The sequence below is a fragment of the Pontibacterium granulatum genome (genome assembly GCF_029961155.1).
GTDB lineage: Bacteria > Pseudomonadota > Gammaproteobacteria > Pseudomonadales > Balneatricaceae > Pontibacterium > Pontibacterium granulatum.
Map to the genome: position 1 here is coordinate 51,006 of NZ_JASBRH010000020.1, position 19,133 is coordinate 70,138.

Sequence of the window (19,133 nt, forward strand, 5' to 3'; positions counted from 1 at the left end):
CTTAATTACAGCGTACGCTGAACTTCGACGGTGTCGAAGACCTCGATCTGGTCGCCGACTTTAACGTCATTGTAGTTCTTCACGCCGATACCACATTCCATGCCCTGACGGACTTCGCCCACGGCATCCTTGAAGCGACGCAGGGATTCCAGTTCGCCTTCATAGATAACCACGTTGTCACGCAGTACACGGATACGTTTATTACGGTAAACGGTACCCTCAGTCACCATACAGCCTGCTACCAGACCGATCTTAGGTGCTTTAAATACGTCACGTACTTCGGCAATACCCACGATCTCTTCACGGTATTCAGGAGAGAGCAGACCGCCCATCGCCTGTTTAACGTCATCGATGATGTCGTAGATTACGCTGTAGTAACGCAGTTCGATACCTTCACGCTCAACCACGGATTTCGCCTGTGCATCCGCACGTACGTTAAAGCCGATGATCAGAGCAGAGGATGCTACCGCCAGGTTGGCGTCGGTTTCGGCGATACCACCCACACCGCTGGACACGATGTTCACTTTTACTTCGTCGGTAGACAGATCTTCCAGCGCGTTGGACAGTGCTTCCAGGGAACCACGTACGTCGGCTTTCAGAACGATGTTCAGAGACTTCACATCGCCTGCCTGCATGTTCGCGAACAGGTTCTCCAGCTTGGATGCCTGCTGACGAGCCAGCTTAACTTCACGGTATTTGCCCTGACGGAACAGTGCAACTTCACGTGCTTTCTTCTCGCTGGTCACCATAGTGAACTCGTCACCCGCATCCGGCGTACCGTCCAGACCCAGAATCTCAACCGGGATCGCAGGACCTGCTTCTTCGATCGGCTTACCGTTCTCATCCAGCATCGCACGAACACGACCGTAATGCAGACCCGCCAGAACGATGTCGCCCTTACGCAGGGTACCGTTCTGTACCAGCAGAGTCGCTACCGGACCACGTCCTTTATCCAAGCGGGATTCAACGACCACACCCTGTGCCGGCGCAGCCGGAGATGCAGTCAGTTCCAGTACTTCTGCCTGCAGCAGTACGGATTCGATCAGCTCATCAATACCCTGACCGGACTTAGCCGATACGTTAACGAACATCACGTCGCCACCCCACTCTTCTGGGATAACATCGCGCTGCGCCAACTCGTTCTTCACACGATCCGGATCAGCTTCTTCTTTATCGATCTTGTTGACCGCAACCACCAGAGGTACACCTGCCGCTTTCGCGTGCTGCACCGCCTCTTCGGTCTGTGGCATTACACCGTCATCCGCTGCAACTACCAGGATTACGATATCGGTCAGCTTGGCACCACGTGCACGCATTGCCGTAAACGCTGCGTGTCCCGGTGTATCCAGGAAGGTTACCATGCCGTTATCAGTTTCTACGTGGTAGGCACCGATGTGCTGGGTAATACCACCGGATTCACCTGCAGCAACACGGGTTGCACGAATGTAGTCCAGCAGGGAGGTTTTACCGTGGTCAACGTGACCCATTACGGTAACAACCGGCGCACGGCCTTCCTGCTCACCCTGTGCCTGCTGAATGCTCTCCATCAGCGCCTCTTCCACTGCGTTTTCCTGCATTGGCTTCGGCGTGTGCCCCATCTCTTCAACCACCAGTACAGCAGTATCCTGATCGATCACCTGGTTGATGGTTGCCATCGCACCCATCTTGAACATCACCTTGATCACTTCCGCAGCCTTGACGTTCATCTTCTTCGCCAGGTCTGCAACGGTCAGGCTCTCAGGGATGTTGACTTCCATCACCTTAGGTGCGGTCGGCTCGGTAAAGCCGTGTGCGTTTGGCTGACCGCCGGAACGTGCTGCACCACCGCGGGCGTTTTTGTTACGGCTGATCTTACCGCCACGGCGCTGGCCGCCTTTATCATCAGAACGACCACCGCGTTTATCACCACCGCGGGCATTTTTCTTGCCACCGCGACGGTCATCATCGCTGCCGCCACCACGCTGTTCGCGGGTGCGCTGACGTTCAGCTTCAGTTTTCTTGGCCGCTTCGCGAACCGCTTCCTGCTGCTTACGCAGAACCTCTTCCTCCGCAGCGCGACGTTTAGCTTCCGCTTCTTCCGCCGCCTTGGCAGCCGCTTCCTGCTCCTGCTGCGCTTTTGCTTCCTGCTCTGCCTTCAGGCGAACTTCTTCAGCCTGACGCGTTTCTTCAGCCTGGCGAGCTTCCGCTTCTGCCTGTGCAGCCGCGTCCACAGCAACCTGCTGTTCCTGCTCTGCCGCCTGCTCATCTTCCAGCGTGTCACGCTTCACATAGGTGCGTTTCTTACGCACTTCTACGTTAACGGTTTTTTTCTTGCCTGAAGCACCTGCCACTTTCAGGGTAGAAGTGGTCTTACGTTTCAGGGTGATCTTCTTCGGTTCACCCTCTTCAGCGTTTTCACCGTGGCTGCGTTTCAGGAAGGCCAGCAAAGACTGGCGCTCACTTTCTGAAACGCCGGAGGTTTCAGTTTTTCCATTAATGCCCGCTTCCTGCATCTGCGTCAGCAAACGATCAACGGAAACACCAACCACATCGGCAAGTTGTTTTACTGTTACTTCTGCCATCTTGGTTCTCCTATTCCGCCGGCCCGTGTTAGTCCTGGTCCTCAAACCAAGGCGCACGCGCTGTCATAATTAATTCCGCAGCTTTCTCTTCGTCCAGGCCTTCCACATCCAGCAGATCTTCAACCGCCTGTTCAGCCAGGTCTTCCATGGTTACGATGCCACGAGCGGCCAGCACGAACGCCAGGTGACGGTCCATACCGTCCATCTCCAGCAAGTCTTCGGCAGGCTCTGCTTTGTCCAACTGCTCTTCGCTTGCAATCGCCAGGTTCAGCAGCGCATCTTTGGCACGTGTGCGCAACTCTTCAACGATATCTTCGTCGAAGCCGTCAATTTCAAGCATCTCTTCCACTGGAACGTAGGCAACTTCTTCCAGTGTGGTAAAACCTTCTTCCAGCAGTACTTCTGCCACGTCTTCATCAACGTCCAGATGCTCGATAAAGGTTTCCAGAACGGATCCGGTTTCGCTCTGCTGCTTCTCAGCAACTTCTTCTTCGGTCATCACGTTCAACTGCCAGCCAGTCAGTTCAGCTGCCAGGCGTACGTTCTGGCCGCTACGACCGATCGCCATCGCCAGTGCTTCTTCCGCAACCGCAACGTCCATAGAGTGGGTTTCTTCATCGATGATGATGGAAGCCACATCCGCAGGTGCCATTGCGTTGATCACCAGCTGTGCCGGGTTGTCGTCCCACAGCACGATGTCTACACGCTCACCACCCAGCTCGGTGGATACCGCCTGTACACGGGCACCACGCATACCTACACATGCACCAACAGGATCGATACGGCCGTCGTTGGTTTTCACCGCGATCTTCGCGCGGGAACCAGGATCACGTGCCGCTGCACGAATCTCGATCACCTCTTCGGAGATCTCAGGCACTTCGATGCGGAACAGCTCGATCAGCATCTCGTTGCAGGTACGGCTCAGCACCAGCTGTGGACCACGACCTTCAGCACGTACTTCAGACAGGATTGCGCGCACACGGTCACCCATGCGGAACGCTTCACGCTGAATCAGCTGATCACGCGGCAGCAGTGCTTCCGCGTTGTTGCCTAGGTCAACAATAATGTTATCGCGAGTCACTTTTTTGACACTGCCGGAGATCAGCTCACCGACACGGTCACGGTACAACTCAACGATTTTTGCACGCTCGGCTTCACGTACTTTCTGCACGATAACCTGCTTAGCGGTCTGTGCAGCGATACGGCCGAACTTGACGGATTCAACCTGCTCTTCGTAAGTGTCACCAGGCTGCAGGCTGGTATCCAGCTCTTCCGCTTCTTCCATAGTCAGCTCGGTACCTAGTGCAGGTACTTCTTCGTTGCTTACTACTTTCCATGTACGGAAGGTGTCGTAGTCGCCGCTCACACGATCGATCTCTACACGAATATCCGCTTCTTCGTCGTAACGCTTTTTCGTCGCAGCTGCCAGGGCGAACTCGATCGCCTCAAAGATCACCTCTTTAGGTACATCTTTTTCGTTAGATACAGCTTCTGCTACCAACAGAATCTCTTTATTCATTCCTCTGCCTCGCCTGATACCCCAAAACCACTCTTAGAACTGAGGGATTACGTTCGCCCGATCGATATAGTCGATCGGCAACAGATATTCTTCGTTATCCACAACCACAAGAACGTCGTCACCTTCCACACCGTTCAGCAGCCCCTTGAACTTGCGGCGCCCTTCAAAAGCGACACGCAGGCGCACCTGCACCTGACTACCGGCATAGGCAGCAAATTGCTCAAGAGTAAACAGCGGGCGGTCCATACCCGGCGACGATACTTCCAGCGTGTATTGGCCGGTAATCGGGTCTTCCACGTCCAGCACACCGCTGACCTGGTGACTTACCCGGGCACAATCATCCACATCAACACCATTTTCGGAGTCGATGTAGATACGCAGGGTGTTGTGACGCCCCTGCGAAATGTATTCAATTCCCCAGAGTTCAACGCCCAGTGCAACCACACCCGGTTCGATCAACTCCTGTAGTTGTTTCAGCTTTGCTGACACTGAATAACCTCACTTACGGCACAAACAAAAAATGGGTCAACAGACCCATCTCCAACACACAGTACCGTGACTATGGTTCGCGTATAAAAAAAGGCCCTGCTAGGCCCCTTTCAAACGAATAAGGTTGGTGACGGGGCCGGAATCGACCTACTCAAACAGACCGATGAAAGCCTGCCGAACTACCGTTACCGTGTCTTTTGAATTGGTAGCGGGGGCCGGATTTGAACCAACGACCTTCGGGTTATGAGCCCGACGAGCTACCAGACTGCTCCACCCCGCATCAAAAAACTGGGCATATTCTACATACACCCGGGACCTTTTTCAAGATCATGGTGCCCAAGGCCGGACTCGAACCGGCACGACCGTAGGTCACTACCCCCTCAAGATAGCGTGTCTACCAATTCCACCACTTGGGCAAACTAGGTATCAGTCAGCTGTTGGGATGTCAGACTCCGGCGCAGGTGCTTTTTCAGCTTCCAGCGCTGGCAGTTCTGGCTCCTGAGCCTCAGCTGCACTGCTTTCGATCAGTTCCGCGGCAGGAATGCCTGCATCGCTAACTGCATTTGCTTTATCTTTAGCCACCATGGCCAACATAAAGCTGGTGACAAACAAACCGGTTGCCAGCAGACCGGTGATGCGCGCCAGGAAAGACGTGCTACCGCTACTACCAAACACAGTCTGAGATGCGCCCGCACCGAACGATGCGCCGGCTTCTGCACCCTTACCCTGCTGCAGCAATACCAGAGCGATAATACCGGCAGCCAGCAAGACATGAACAATCAGTACCAGTGTTTCCATCTATCAACCGTTTCGTTACGCTTGTGCCGCAGCGCGACAGATTGCGATAAAGTCATTTGCCTTTAAGGATGCGCCGCCTACCAGGCCACCATCCACGTCGGCGTTAGCAAACAGCTCAGCGGCATTCGCTGCGTTTACACTTCCGCCGTACAGAATTCTTACACCCGCAGCGATCTCTGCGTCGTATTCAGCAACAATGGCACGCACAGCCCGATGTACTTCCTGTGCCTGCTCGGGGGTTGCCGTCTTTCCGGTTCCAATTGCCCAAACCGGTTCGTACGCGATCACCGCCTTAGCAAAAGATCCAACACCACATGCATCCAGCACAGCTTTCAGCTGACTACCTACTACGTTCATGGTGTTACCGGATTCACGCTCTTCCAGAGTTTCACCGACGCACAAAATTGGCGTCAGGCCTGCTTCAATCGCTGCGGCAAATTTCGCTGCGATCTCTGCATCTTTCTCTCCGAAGATTGCGCGTCGTTCCGAGTGACCCAGAATGACGTACTGACACCCCAGATCTACCAGCATGCCCGGCGCATTTTCACCGGTATATGCGCCACTTTCGAATTGACTGGCATTCTGTGCGCCCAGCGCAACAGATGCGTTACCAATCAGGCTTTTTACCTGTGACAGGTACACAGCCGGGGGACATACCAGTGTCTCAACTGCATCAAGCCCCTGAAGGTTATCAACCAGTGCACCCATCAGCTCATTGATGGACTCACTGTTACCGTTCATTTTCCAGTTTCCGGCGACAATGGCTGTACGCATCGAGACCCCCTATCGAAAGAGGCGCAAATAGTAACTGCGTTACTCTGAAGTTTCAAGCGCCTGCAATGCATTTTCTACTTCTGCAGCCAGAGCCTGGCAGAGTTCTTTGACCTCGGCGGCATCCTCGCCCTCAATCATCACACGCACCACCGGCTCGGTACCGGATGGACGCAGCAACACACGACCGCGGGAGCCCAGGGTCGCCTCGGTTGCCGCCACCGCTTCACGCACCGCTTCCACACCCGTCACATCCGCTTTTTTCTGCATGCGAACATTAATCATGGTCTGCGGCATTTTGCTCATACCCAGCTTCAACTCGTGCAGGCTCTTTCCGCTATCAGCCATCGCACGCAGCACCTGCAGGGCTGATACCGTTCCGTCGCCGGTGGTTGTCAGGTGGCGGCATACAAGATGACCTGAAGACTCGCCTCCCAGCAACCAATCGTGTGCAGCCAGCTGTTCCATCACATAGCGGTCACCCACTTTGGCACGCACAAACGGGATATCCGCACGCTTGAAGGCTTGCTCCAAACCGAAGTTGGACATCAGCGTTCCAACCACACCACCTTCAAATTCACCCAACTCTTTCAGGTGGGTAGCGATAATAAACAGCAGCTCATCACCATCCACCTCTTCGCCGGTACCATCCACCATGATGACGCGGTCGCCGTCACCGTCCAGCGCAATACCCAGGTCAGCCTCTTCAGCCACTACAACTTTCTGCAAACGCTCGGTGGAGGTCGCACCACACTCGTCATTGATGTTCAGACCATCCGGTGAGGACGCCACCTCGATCACTTCCGCGCCCAGCTCGGTAAATACCTTTGGCGAGACGTGATAGGTTGCACCGTTTGCACAATCGAGGGCAATCTTCATACCTTTCAGATCGATACCACCGGCACTGGCCTTACAGAACTCGATATAACGCCCCGGCGCATCCTCGATACGTTTGGCTTTACCCAGCAGCGCCGGGTCAACAGTGGTCATTGCGATGTCCAGTTGTGCTTCGATCGCCTGCTCAATCTCATCCGGCAGCTTGGTACCCTGTGCCGAGAAAAACTTGATGCCGTTATCGTAGTGCGGGTTATGAGACGCACTGATCACGATACCCGCATTGGCATGAAAAGTCCGGGTCAGGTAGGCGATGGCCGGCGTTGGCATCGGCCCCAGCAGCAACACATCCACACCCGCCGCAGAGAGACCGGCTTCCAGCGCGGACTCGAACATGTAACCGGAGATGCGGGTATCCTTACCGATCAAAATCTTGCTGCGACCTTCACGGGCAAACACCTTACCGGCAGCCCAGCCCAGCTTAAGCATAAAATCAGGAGTAACCGGGAACTGACCAACTTTTCCACGAATTCCGTCAGTACCAAAATAACGTCTGCTCATTACCACTCAATCCTCTCCAATGGATTCGTTGCGCACTGCTTCTGTCATACGCACAACATCAACTGTTTCTGCCACGTCGTGAACACGGATCATCTGCGCTCCCTGCATTACCGCGATTGCTACGGTTGCCAAACTACCCGCCAACCGCTGATCCACCGGACGGTGCAATACATGATCAATCATCGACTTGCGCGAGGTACCAATCAGCAACGGCAGCCCCTGCGCATGCAATGCATCCAGATTATTCAACAGCCTTAAATTATGCTCGATGGTTTTGCCAAAGCCAAAACCTGGATCAAGAATAAGGCGTTCTTTCGCAATACCAACCGCCTCGCAATCCTTCACACGCTGCGTCAGGAACGCGACCACATCGTCCAGCACATCATCATAGATTGGCGCATCCTGCATGGTGGCTGGGCTGCCTTGCATATGCATTAAACAGATTGGCAGGTCGGTAGCAGCCGCAGCATCCAGCGCCCCCGGCCGGCCCAATGCACGTACATCGTTGATCAGACCCGCACCCGCCTTTGCAGCTTCACGGATCACTTCCGCTGAGCTGGTATCGACCGATACCACCACATCAAGTTCGCTGTTCAGCCGCTCGACCACAGGAATGACGCGCGCCATCTCCTCTTCCAGAGACACAGGGGTCGCACCGGGACGGGTGGATTCACCGCCCACATCGATGATAGTCGCCCCTTCTGACACCATTGACGCAGCACGACGCATCGCCTGGTCCAGCGACAGCTGACTGCTGTCATACAACGTACCGCCGTCTGAAAAGGAGTCAGGGGTTACGTTGAGGATGCCCATTACCTGGGTACGACTCAAATCCAGAGTATGGCGCCCACACGCCAGCTGGCTAATGCTCACTCACTTGCTCCGCAATCAAATATTAGGAAGGCTGATATATAAAAAAGGCCGATCCATCGATCAGCCTTTGCAGATACACGATTGACTTAGTGCAGGTTGTTGTCAGGGGACGGCATATCCGGATCAACACCGGAGTCGTCCTGAGCATCATCCTGACCCGACGCTTTGCGCGGTTCTTCAGCACGCTGTGCAGACGCACCAGAGTCATCGTTACCCTTGTCGTCTTCATCCACCCAGCCGTCTGGTGGAGATACCGGCTCACGCGCCATCAGCTCATCGATCTGTTCACTGCTGATGGTCTCGTACTTCATCAACGCCTGAGTCATCGACTCCAGAATATCACGGTTCTCTTCCAGCAACTGCTGCGACTTGGCGTAGCACTCATCAATCACACGACGTACTTCTTTATCGATGCGATGCTGCGTTTCTTCAGAGATGGTTTTCGCCGGCTGGCCGTAACCACGGTTAAACGGATCCTGTTCTTCGTCGTCATACAACAACGGCCCCAGCGCATCGCTCAGACCCCATTTGGCGACCATATTGTGCGCCATAGAGGTTGCGCGCTGGATATCATTCGCCGCGCCGGTGGTCACACCGTCTTTACCCAGTGTCATCTCTTCCGCAATTCGGCCACCGTACAGGGAGCAGATATTGGAGATAATGGTCTGGCGACTGTGGCTGTAGCGATCCTCTTCCGGCAGGAACATGGTTACACCCAACGCACGCCCACGCGGAATAATGGACACCTTGTACACCGGATCATGGCCTGGCATCAGGCGACCAACAATCGCGTGACCAGACTCGTGATACGCGGTATTCAGACGCTCTTCGTAAGACATCACCATGGATTTACGCTCGGTACCCATCATGATCTTATCTTTCGCTTTCTCGAACTGCTCCATACCTACGGTGCGCTTGCTGGCACGGGCAGCAAACAGTGCGGCCTCGTTCACCAGGTTTGCCAGGTCAGCACCGGAGAAGCCCGGTGTACCACGCGCAATCAGCTCAGGTTTTACATCGTCGCCCAGTGGCACTTTGCGCATATGTACTTTCAGAATCTTTTCACGGCCACGGATATCCGGCAGACCCACATGTACCTGGCGGTCGAAACGACCTGGACGCAGCAGTGCAGGGTCCAATACGTCCGGACGGTTGGTTGCAGCGATTACGATGATACCCTCGGTACCTTCGAAACCGTCCATCTCTACCAACAACTGGTTGAGGGTCTGCTCACGTTCGTCGTTACCACCACCCAGACCTACACCACGGTGACGCCCCACGGCATCGATCTCATCGATGAAGATAATGCACGGTGCATTTTTCTTCGCCTGATCGAACATGTCGCGTACACGGGACGCACCCACACCCACAAACATCTCAACGAAGTCAGAACCGGAAATACTGAAGAACGGCACTTTCGCCTCACCGGCGATCGCTTTCGCCAGCAATGTCTTACCGGTACCCGGGTTGCCGGACATCAGCACACCACGCGGAATATGACCGCCCAAACGCTGAAACTTGCCGGGATCACGCAGGTAATCCACCAGTTCTTTAACTTCCTCTTTTGCTTCTTCAACACCTGCAACGTCATCGAAGGTGGTTTTGATCTGATCTTCACCCAGCATGCGCGCCTTAGACTTACCAAAGGACATCGGGCCGCCTTTGCCGCCGCCACCGCCCTGCATCTGGCGCATGAAGAACATAAATACGGCGATAATCACCAGGATCGGGAAGGACGCTACCAGCAACTGAGACCAGATGCTCTGCTGTTCCGGCTGCTTACCTTCAATAACTACGTTGTTGCGTAACAGGTCATCAACCAACTTAGGGTCTTCAAGAGCAGGGCGGATCGTTTCAAAGCGATCACCGCTGGTGCGTTCACCAGCAATGGTGTAACCATCAATTACGACTTTGGATACACGCCCATCCTGGACCTCTGTGACGAAGTCAGAATAGCTGAGGCGATTACTTTCAACCCCTTCGTTAAAATTGTTAAAGACCGTCAATAGCACTGCTGCTATTACTAGCCACAGCACCAGATTCTTTGCCATATCGTTCAATGGATTATCCTCAGCTTATCTTCGATGCTCCCGGCACCGGAATAACGCGCTACACACTATAACACTTGTAGCAGGTCGCTACTCAACCTTTGAAGCCTTTGCCATACAAGTAGACTTCCCGCGAGCGAGCGCGCGACGCATCAGGCTTGCGTGTAATGACTTTATTAAAGCTTTGACGCATATCCTGCATGTATTCGTCAAAACCTTCACCCTGAAACACTTTTGCGACAAAGTTACCGCCAGGCTTAAGTACCTGACGCGCCATATCCAGGGCCAACTCAACCAGATACATCGCGGCTGGCTGATCAACGCTGTTCATACCACTCATATTGGGGGCCATGTCCGAAATTACAAGGTCGGCAGGCTCATCACCCAACGCTTGCAGAATCCGGTGCAGGACCTCCTCCTCGGTAAAGTCGCCCTGTACAAACTCAACACCCGCCATAGAGTCCATCGGCAGGATATCAGACGCAACAACGCGACCGGTATCACCCACCAACTGCGCAGCCACTTGAGACCACCCACCCGGGGCAGCACCCAGATCCACAACAGTCATGCCGGGCCGGAACAGTTTGTCTTTTTCATGCAATTCCAGCAGCTTAAAGCTGGCGCGGGAGCGGTACCCCTGTTCTTTGGACTGTTTGACGTAGTGATCGTCAAAATGTTCCTGCATCCATCGACCACTACTTTTCGATCTTGCCACCTGTTACCGACCTCTGCGCGCTGTTTACCTGAGTGTATCTGCTACTCTTAGACACCCATCTCAGGTAATATTGTAGAAATTATTGAAGGTTTCGGATCACCGGAACCGTTAATTTTGAGGCACGTATTTTAGTATGAGCTTGACGCCCGAGCAAAAGAAGCATTATCGCACCATTGGCCACAACCTGAATCCGCTGGTAACCGTTGCGGGCAAAGGCCTGACAGAGAACGTTCAACTGGAAGTTGACCGCGCCCTGGAAGATCATGAGTTGATCAAGGTGAAATTCGCTGTTGGCGATCGCGACGTTAAAAAGCAGATGATCAAGGAACTGGCTGGCATCGTTGAAGCTGTGATCGTTCAGGAGATCGGCAACATCGCTCTGCTGTACCGTAAAGCAGAAAACCCGGACCCACGTCTGTCCAACCTGCTACGCTGATCAGCACAGCGAATCCCAGATACTAAAAAGGCACCCGAAGGTGCCTTTTTTATACGTCGTGCTGCATCAAACGTGCAGCACTTCGTCGATTTCGTACTCGATCACACCGTTTGGTGTGTTCACAGCCACGACATCCCCTTCCTCTTTACCGATCAGCGCACGCGCAATCGGAGAGTTCACAGAGATCTTACGGTTTTTGATGTCTGCCTCGTCATCACCCACGATCTGATAACGCTGCTCTTTCTCGTTATCGATGTTGATGATGGAAACAGTAGTACCAAAAATAACCTTACCGCTGTGAGGAATAGTCGTCACATCGATAACCTGACAGTTAGCCAGCTTGCCTTCCAGCTCCTGAATACGACCTTCAATAAAACCCTGCTGCTCACGCGCTGCGTGATACTCAGCGTTCTCTTTCAGGTCACCGTGTTCACGTGCTTCGGCGATAGCGGCTATCACGCGCGGACGGTCTACAGTTTTCAGCTGATCCAGCTCTTCGCGCAGCGCTTTCTCGCCGCCAACGGTCATAGGTACTCGGTTATTCATACACTCTCACCTGCGTGAATGTCCTGCAGACGACGAACGGTCTTCTCTTCGCCATACTGCAATGCACGGGTCGTTGCCTCCGCACCCGCCAGCGTGGTGCTGTAAGGTACTTTGTGCTGCAGCGCTGAGCGACGAATTTCCGCAGAGTCCGCAATCGCCTTACGGCCTTCGGTAGTGTTCACTACGTATGCGATCTCTTCATTCTTAAGCATGTCGACGATGTTAGGACGACCTTCCATCACCTTGTTCACACGCTCAACAGCCAGGCCATTCTCTTCCAGCAGCGCTGCAGTGCCCCGGGTTGCAACCAGCTCGAAGCCCAGCTCAACCAGATCAGAAGCTACCGCAATTACATCCTTCTTATCAACCTCACGAACGGAGATAAATGCCTTACCTTTCTTAGGCATCTTCTCACCCGCACCGACCTGCGCCTTCATGAACGCTTCGCCGAAGGTTTCACCGGTACCCATTACCTCACCGGTAGATTTCATCTCCGGAGACAGAATCGGGTCAACACCCTGGAATTTGTTGAACGGGAATACCGCTTCTTTCACGTTGAAGTACTCAGGAACGATCTCTTCAGTGAAACCCAACTCTTCCAGAGTCTTACCTGCCATCACCTGCGCACCGATCTTCGCCAGGGAAACACCGATACACTTGGATACGAACGGTACGGTACGGGATGCACGAGGGTTCACCTCGATCACGTAGATCTCGCCGTCCTGGTAAGCCAGCTGCGTGTTCATCAGACCAATAACACCCAGCTCCAGCGCCATCTTCTTCACCTGATCGCGCATCTCGTCCAGCACGTCAGCCGGCAGACTGTATGGCGGCAGGGAACATGCAGAGTCACCGGAGTGAACACCCGCCTGCTCGATGTGCTGCATGATCGCGCCGATCACAACGGTCTTACCGTCGGAGACTGCATCGATATCCACTTCAACCGCTGCATTCAGGAAGTGATCCAGCAGAACCGGGGCGTCGTTGGACACCTGTACCGCAGTATTCATGTAGCGGCGCAGCTCGTCTTCTTTGTAAACGATCTCCATCGCACGGCCACCCAACACGTAGGATGGGCGCACAACCAGCGGGTAACCCAGCTTATCGGCTTCGATAATCGCCTCTTCCAGAGAGCGCACGGTCGCGTTTTCCGGCTGCTTCAGACCCAGGCGCTTCAGCATCTGCTGGAACTGCTCACGGTCTTCCGCACGGTCGATCGCTTCCGGAGAAGTACCGATGATCGGCACACCTGCCTGCTCCAGTGCTACCGCCAGTTTCAGAGGGGTCTGACCACCGTACTGCACGATGACACCTTTTGGCTTCTCAACGTTTACGATCTCCAGCACGTCTTCCAGCGTAATCGGCTCGAAGAACAGACGGTCGGAGGTGTCGTAGTCGGTGGATACGGTTTCAGGGTTACAGTTAACCATGATGGTTTCGTAACCGTCCGCACGCGCCGCCAGTGCTGCGTGTACACAGCAGTAGTCAAATTCGATACCCTGACCGATACGGTTAGGACCGCCACCAATAACCATGATCTTGTCACGGTCGGACGGGTTTGCTTCACACTCTTCCTCATAGGTGGAGTACATGTAAGCGGTATCGGTCGAGAATTCAGCCGCACAGGTATCAACACGCTTGAATACCGGACGGATGTTCAGGTTCTGGCGGTGCTTGCGGAACTGTTTCTCGCTCACACCCAGCAGGGTCGCCAGACGCGCATCGGAGAAACCTTTGCGCTTCAGGCGGAAGATCGCGTCGGCATCCAGGTCGGACAGCGCCATTTCGGATACGCGCTGCTCATCTTTAATGATGTCTTCAACCTGAACCAGGAACCATGGGTCGATGCCGGACAGCTCGTACAGCTCTTCCACGCTCATACCCAGACGGAATGCGTCACCCAAGAACCAGATACGCTTGTCGCCAGGCTGTTTCATCTCACGCACAATGTCAGTGCGTGCATCTTCGCTGTTCAGGTCGACAATCGGATCGAAACCTGTCGCACCCACTTCCAGGCCACGCAGAGCTTTCTGCAGAGATTCCTGCTGAGTACGGCCGATCGCCATCACTTCACCCACAGATTTCATCTGAGTGGTCAGACGATCGTTAGCCTGTTCGAATTTCTCGAAGGTGAAACGAGGAATTTTGGTTACAACGTAGTCGATGGACGGCTCGAAGGATGCCGGAGTTGCACCGCCGGTGATATCGTTCTGCAACTCGTCCAGGGTGTAACCTACCGCCAGTTTTGCCGCGACTTTCGCGATTGGGAATCCGGTTGCCTTGGACGCCAGTGCAGATGAACGAGATACACGCGGGTTCATCTCGATCACAACCATACGGCCGTCTTTCGGGTTCACACCAAACTGTACGTTGGAACCACCTGTTTCTACGCCGATCTCACGCAGTACCGCGAGAGATGCATTACGCATCAGCTGGTATTCTTTGTCGGTCAGGGTCTGTGCAGGTGCCACAGTGATCGAATCACCGGTGTGCACACCCATCGCATCGAAGTTTTCGATGGAACAGATGATGATGCAGTTGTCGTTTTTGTCACGCACAACTTCCATCTCGTACTCTTTCCAACCGATCAAAGATTCATCGATCAGCAGCTCGTTGGTCGGAGACAGGTCCAGACCACGCTCACAGATCTCGATGAACTCTTCTTTGTTGTACGCGATACCACCACCAGTACCACCCATGGTGAAGGATGGACGGATGATGCAAGGGAAGCCCAGCTGAGACTGAACCTGCAGCGCCTCTTCCATGCTGTGAGCGATCGCAGCACGTGGACACTCCAGACCGATCTTCTTCATCGCTTTATCGAAGCGATCACGGTCTTCCGCTTTATCGATAGCGTCCTGAGTTGCGCCGATCATCTCAACGCCAAACTCTTTCAGCACACCTTCGCGATCCAGATCCAGCGCACAGTTCAGTGCTGTCTGTCCACCCATGGTAGGCAGCAGCGCATCCGGACGCTCTTTCTCGATGATCTTCGCAACTGTTTTCCAGTTGATTGGCTCGATGTAGGTGGAATCGGCCATCGCCGGGTCGGTCATGATGGTCGCAGGGTTGGAGTTCACCAGGATTACACGGTAACCCTCTTCACGCAGTGCCTTACATGCCTGGGCACCGGAATAGTCAAACTCACAGGCCTGGCCGATTACAATCGGGCCAGCGCCAAGAATCAAAATACTTTTTATGTCCGTACGTTTTGGCATCGTTTATACCGGTCGTATCAATTGACTGAACGTTCTGTCTAGTTTTGCTTACGCGTTTTTACGCGCTTCGATCTGCTCGATGAATTTGTCGAACAGAGGTGCCACGTCGTGTGGCCCCGGGCTTGCTTCAGGGTGACCCTGGAAGCTGAAGGCCGGGCGATCAGTCCGCTCGATACCTTGCAGGGAACCATCAAACAGAGACTTATGGGTCGCACGCAGTGTGTCAGGCATGGAGTCTTCAGCAACAGCAAAACCGTGGTTCTGACTGGTGATCATCACATGCTTGGAATCCAGATCCTGCACCGGGTGGTTAGCACCGTGGTGACCGAACTTCATCTTTTCGGTCTGTGCGCCAGATGCCAGTGCCAGCAGCTGGTGACCCAGACAGATACCGAAGATCGGCAGATCAGTTTTGCAGATCTCCTGGATCGCGGAGATTGCGTAGTCACATGGCTCTGGGTCACCAGGGCCGTTGGACAGGAACACACCGTCCGGATTCAGCGCCAGCACATCCGCGGCAGGGGTCTGGGCTGGTACAACGGTCAGTCGGCAACCGCGCTCAACCAGCATACGCAGGATGTTGCTTTTTACACCGAAGTCGTAAGCAACAACGTGGTGCGGCAGTTCGTCATCTGTTTTCTCTACGTGGCCTTTACCCAGCTCCCAGGTAGACGAGCGCCATTCGTAGGCTTCAGACACAGTCACTTCTTTCGCCAGATCCATACCCTTCAGACCCGGAAAGGCTTTAGCGTCAGCCAGTGCTTTCTCTTCGTCGATTTCGCCGGCCATGATACAGCCGTTGAGGGAACCTTTTTCACGCAGGAGGCGTGTCAGGCGACGGGTGTCGATATCGGCGATACCAACAATATTGTTCTCTTTCAGATACTCATCCAGAGACTTTTCACTACGGAAGTTGCTCGCTACCAGCGGCAGGTCACGAATAACAAGACCGGAAACCCAAGTCTTGGAGGACTCCTCATCCTCTTTGTTAGCACCCACGTTACCAATATGTGGATAAGTCAGCGTAACAATCTGGCGGCAATAAGACGGATCAGTCAGAATCTCCTGATATCCGGTCATAGAAGTGTTAAATACCACCTCACCGCTCGACTGACCGTCAGCGCCAATCGCCACCCCCTTGAAAATGCTGCCGTCCTCAAGGGCCAAAATGGCTGGTCTCGACAATGGAACCTCCCCCCGCACTGCGCGATAAAAACTAGACAGATGAATACTATACGTGCAAAAAAGCGAGGCAAAACCAACGTCCACCTCGCTTTCCTAATTCTACTCCTGGATCAGCCGATTTCTTTCAGCTAAAACGGCCGTATTCTAGTCGATCCCTGCCCTGCTGTCCACGCACAGCACTCATACTGACGGCCAATCTTATGCGGAAAAACGCAGCCTTCATCCACTGTAACAAAACCGTAATGGAGTGATCACTACAATATTCAGGTATATGCCGATACAGACCTCCCAGACGTATCTGCCCAAGCGTTTGATCAGCGCTGCATTAATTGAGGGACAAATGAAAATTTCACAGCTCACTCGCCTGGCGACTGCGGCCCTGCTGCTTATTGTCATCTTCCTGAGCGGATCCGTTATCTGGTCTTTGAACCGACTGGATAGCGCCTTCTCTGCAAGTACTTACCACCAGAACTACCAAAACCAGATTCAGGAGCTGATTGGCAAGCCAATCCACACCTATCTGCTAAGCGGCGACGCCACCCTGCTGACAACCATCAGTGACAACGTTAATACAGTTATTGAGCGGACAACCCAAAGCAGCAACCTGCCTGAACGGATGCGCACCAACACTGTAGCCATACTGGAACAAATCAACACAACTACACTGTCCGAGCTGCGGGCTGCCGGCAAACTGGCCGATCCTCAGGCACTACTCATCAATAACGAACGCGAACTGATGGGCGAACTGAACCGTGCAGTTGAGTACACCGAGTCAGCTTCAAACGCGGACCCTGACTTGTGTAGGCAGTACCTGCAGCTGGTTACCAAACTGCAACAGGCGCTTGTTTCCCTGGGCCACACCCGACAAAACTACTTTACAGACGACAACGCTGACACCCTCGCGACGCTGAACCACTACCACAAACAGCTGGGCGATAGCGCGAAAACACTTCGTGCCCTGCCTCGCCTGGGTGTGTACTCCGAAAGCGCCGACGACGGTGACGACCTGGCCTCACTAATGGGCTGGGAGAAGAATGACGAAGAAGACGATCGTGAAGACAAGGGTGATGCGATTATCGACGAGATAAATTCACTGATTAATCGCTACCCTAAAGAGCTGAAGAACGCACAGAAATTTATCAACCAGAAAGCAACCGCCGAGCGCTCCACTCAACTGCTGCTCAACGACCTTGAGCAGGAGCTGGCTCGTTACGCCAAGCAGGTCAACCATCAATACGCAGCTATCCAGCGTGATGTTTACGTGCTACTGGCCATCTGTGTTGCCCTTATAATCCTGACTGGCTTGCTGATGACCATGCTGAAGCACCGCCTGTCGCGCATCCTGATCGATACAGCTTCTTATATAGATAAGCTATCTAGAGGTGATCTCAGCAGCGAATTTGCGCTCAAAAGCAACATCACGGAAGTACAGAGCCTGAACAGATCGGTGAATGCACTGCACGGCTACTTCAACCACCTGATCGCCCAGATCCGCAAAGAGACTCAGCACCTAAGCTCACTGGAAAACCAGATCACGCGGGGCGCCACTCACTTGGAGTCCATTGTTTCCAAGCAGCAGGAAACCACGGAAAGGGTTGTTGTACAGATGACCCAACTGGAAAGCTCCTATCATCAGGTTGCAGAGAATGCTGCACAAACCAGCCACGCCACGTCTGACGCCCAATCCCTGGCGAACGAGAGTGCAGACTACATGGTGAAAACCAGTGACAGCATCAACGAGCTCAGCCAGGAGGTCGCGGAAACGGCCAAGGCGCTGGAGCTGCTCAAGGAAGATGCCCGCGAAATTGAGAGCGCACTCGAAGTCATCCAAGGCTTTGCCGAGCAGACAAACCTGCTCGCACTCAATGCCGCCATCGAAGCCGCACGCGCTGGTGAAGCGGGCCGAGGCTTTGCTGTTGTTGCCGACGAGGTTCGCAACCTGGCTTCTCGCACTAACAACTCAGCGGCGGATATCAAGCAGATCACCGACAAACTCAACCAGGCCACAGCTGTAACAACGAGTCGTATGAGTAAACAGCTCAAAGCGGCAGAAAACACCGTTGAGTCCGCTCAAGCAGCACAGAAGACCATCGAGTCAGTACGCGCTTCTATCGAGAATGTGCACAACATGAGCTCTATGATTGCTGCTGCCACCGAAGAACAGACCAGCAGCACCACTGAGATCAGCAACGCGGTGACCGAAGCTGCAAGCTTGTCTCGCAGCTCTTCTGAAGAAGCAGATAACAATCAGAAATACGCCGGTGAACTTTCTACCATCAGCACCGGCCTCAACTCGCTGGTTGAGCAGTTTAACTAAACACCACTTCCGGGGCGGTATTAAGCCATACCGCCCCGCCCTCCTCCTACCTTTACTCACTCCCGTTTAATACTCTTTAGCCGAGCCCCAATACCTTAAGCTATACGAGCCACAATAACCTTTTCCCGGCCGCTACTGATATCCAACCCACAGTTCGATACACATAAGACAGCAGGACAGCAGGACAGCAGGACAGCAGGACAGCAGGACAGCAGGACAGCAGGACAGCAGGACAGCAGGACAGCAGGACAGCAGGACAGCA

The 19,133-nt window shown here is 53.9% G+C and carries 14 protein-coding genes and 2 tRNA genes; 2 read left to right on the plus strand and 14 right to left on the minus strand.

Annotated elements, in window-relative coordinates; translation table 11 throughout:
- Positions 1 to 5: 5 nt before the first annotated feature.
- From infB to rlmE, 11 genes are all read right to left on the minus strand, one after another.
- The gene (gene infB / locus QKW35_RS16205) at positions 6 to 2,561 is read right to left on the minus strand and encodes a translation initiation factor IF-2 (RefSeq protein WP_282354787.1); all 2,556 of its coding nucleotides are present in this window, start codon (positions 2,559 to 2,561) and stop codon (positions 6 to 8) included.
- Between the two features lie 28 nt (positions 2,562 to 2,589).
- Entirely contained in the window at positions 2,590 to 4,080 is a 1,491-nt protein-coding gene (gene nusA, locus QKW35_RS16210; RefSeq protein ID WP_282354790.1) for a transcription termination factor NusA, read from the minus strand.
- Between the two features lie 33 nt (positions 4,081 to 4,113).
- Complete coding sequence (rimP, locus tag QKW35_RS16215) at positions 4,114 to 4,569, minus strand: ribosome maturation factor RimP (RefSeq protein WP_282354793.1); 456 nt, start codon at positions 4,567 to 4,569, stop codon at positions 4,114 to 4,116.
- Between the two features lie 203 nt (positions 4,570 to 4,772).
- Positions 4,773 to 4,849: transfer RNA gene (locus QKW35_RS16220), tRNA-Met, on the minus strand.
- A 50-nt stretch (positions 4,850 to 4,899) separates the two neighbouring features.
- Positions 4,900 to 4,985, minus strand: a tRNA-Leu gene (locus QKW35_RS16225).
- Between the two features lie 10 nt (positions 4,986 to 4,995).
- Positions 4,996 to 5,367 carry a preprotein translocase subunit SecG gene (gene secG, locus QKW35_RS16230; protein WP_282354796.1) on the minus strand — a complete coding sequence of 124 codons (372 nt, stop codon included), beginning with the start codon at positions 5,365 to 5,367 and terminating at the stop codon, positions 4,996 to 4,998.
- 15 nt (positions 5,368 to 5,382) lie between these two features.
- Positions 5,383 to 6,141, minus strand: a complete 759-nt coding sequence (gene tpiA, locus QKW35_RS16235; RefSeq protein WP_282354798.1) for a triose-phosphate isomerase — start codon at positions 6,139 to 6,141, stop codon at positions 5,383 to 5,385.
- Between the two features lie 39 nt (positions 6,142 to 6,180).
- On the minus strand, positions 6,181 to 7,533 hold the full coding sequence (gene glmM / locus QKW35_RS16240) for a phosphoglucosamine mutase (RefSeq protein ID WP_282354800.1): 1,353 nt from the start codon (positions 7,531 to 7,533) through the stop codon (positions 6,181 to 6,183).
- A 6-nt stretch (positions 7,534 to 7,539) separates the two neighbouring features.
- The gene (folP, locus tag QKW35_RS16245; protein ID WP_282354812.1) at positions 7,540 to 8,346 is read right to left on the minus strand and encodes a dihydropteroate synthase; all 807 of its coding nucleotides are present in this window, start codon (positions 8,344 to 8,346) and stop codon (positions 7,540 to 7,542) included.
- Between the two features lie 146 nt (positions 8,347 to 8,492).
- Entirely contained in the window at positions 8,493 to 10,457 is a 1,965-nt protein-coding gene (ftsH, locus tag QKW35_RS16250) for an ATP-dependent zinc metalloprotease FtsH (RefSeq protein ID WP_282354813.1), read from the minus strand.
- Between the two features lie 91 nt (positions 10,458 to 10,548).
- Complete coding sequence (gene rlmE / locus QKW35_RS16255) at positions 10,549 to 11,169, minus strand: 23S rRNA (uridine(2552)-2'-O)-methyltransferase RlmE (RefSeq protein WP_282354802.1); 621 nt, start codon at positions 11,167 to 11,169, stop codon at positions 10,549 to 10,551.
- 133 nt (positions 11,170 to 11,302) lie between these two features.
- Here rlmE and QKW35_RS16260 point away from each other — a divergent pair, with 133 nt between their 5' ends.
- Complete coding sequence (locus tag QKW35_RS16260) at positions 11,303 to 11,605, plus strand: YhbY family RNA-binding protein (RefSeq protein WP_282354805.1); 303 nt, start codon at positions 11,303 to 11,305, stop codon at positions 11,603 to 11,605.
- 66 nt (positions 11,606 to 11,671) lie between these two features.
- Here QKW35_RS16260 and greA read toward each other — a convergent pair whose 3' ends face one another.
- From greA to carA, 3 genes are read right to left on the minus strand one after another with little or no spacing between them, the layout of a single operon-like run.
- On the minus strand, positions 11,672 to 12,151 hold the full coding sequence (gene greA, locus QKW35_RS16265; protein WP_282354808.1) for a transcription elongation factor GreA: 480 nt from the start codon (positions 12,149 to 12,151) through the stop codon (positions 11,672 to 11,674).
- A complete protein-coding gene (gene carB, locus QKW35_RS16270) occupies positions 12,148 to 15,369 on the minus strand; it encodes a carbamoyl-phosphate synthase large subunit (protein ID WP_282354809.1) in 3,222 nt (1,073 codons plus the stop codon). Before carB ends, greA begins: the two co-directional genes overlap by 4 nt.
- A gap of 48 nt (positions 15,370 to 15,417) precedes the next feature.
- A complete protein-coding gene (gene carA, locus QKW35_RS16275) occupies positions 15,418 to 16,554 on the minus strand; it encodes a glutamine-hydrolyzing carbamoyl-phosphate synthase small subunit (protein WP_282354810.1) in 1,137 nt (378 codons plus the stop codon).
- A gap of 340 nt (positions 16,555 to 16,894) precedes the next feature.
- Between carA and QKW35_RS16280 the strand changes: the two genes are divergently transcribed.
- Positions 16,895 to 18,871, plus strand: coding sequence for a methyl-accepting chemotaxis protein (locus QKW35_RS16280; protein ID WP_282354811.1), 1,977 nt, complete (start codon positions 16,895 to 16,897; stop codon positions 18,869 to 18,871).
- Positions 18,872 to 19,133: the final 262 nt, after the last annotated feature.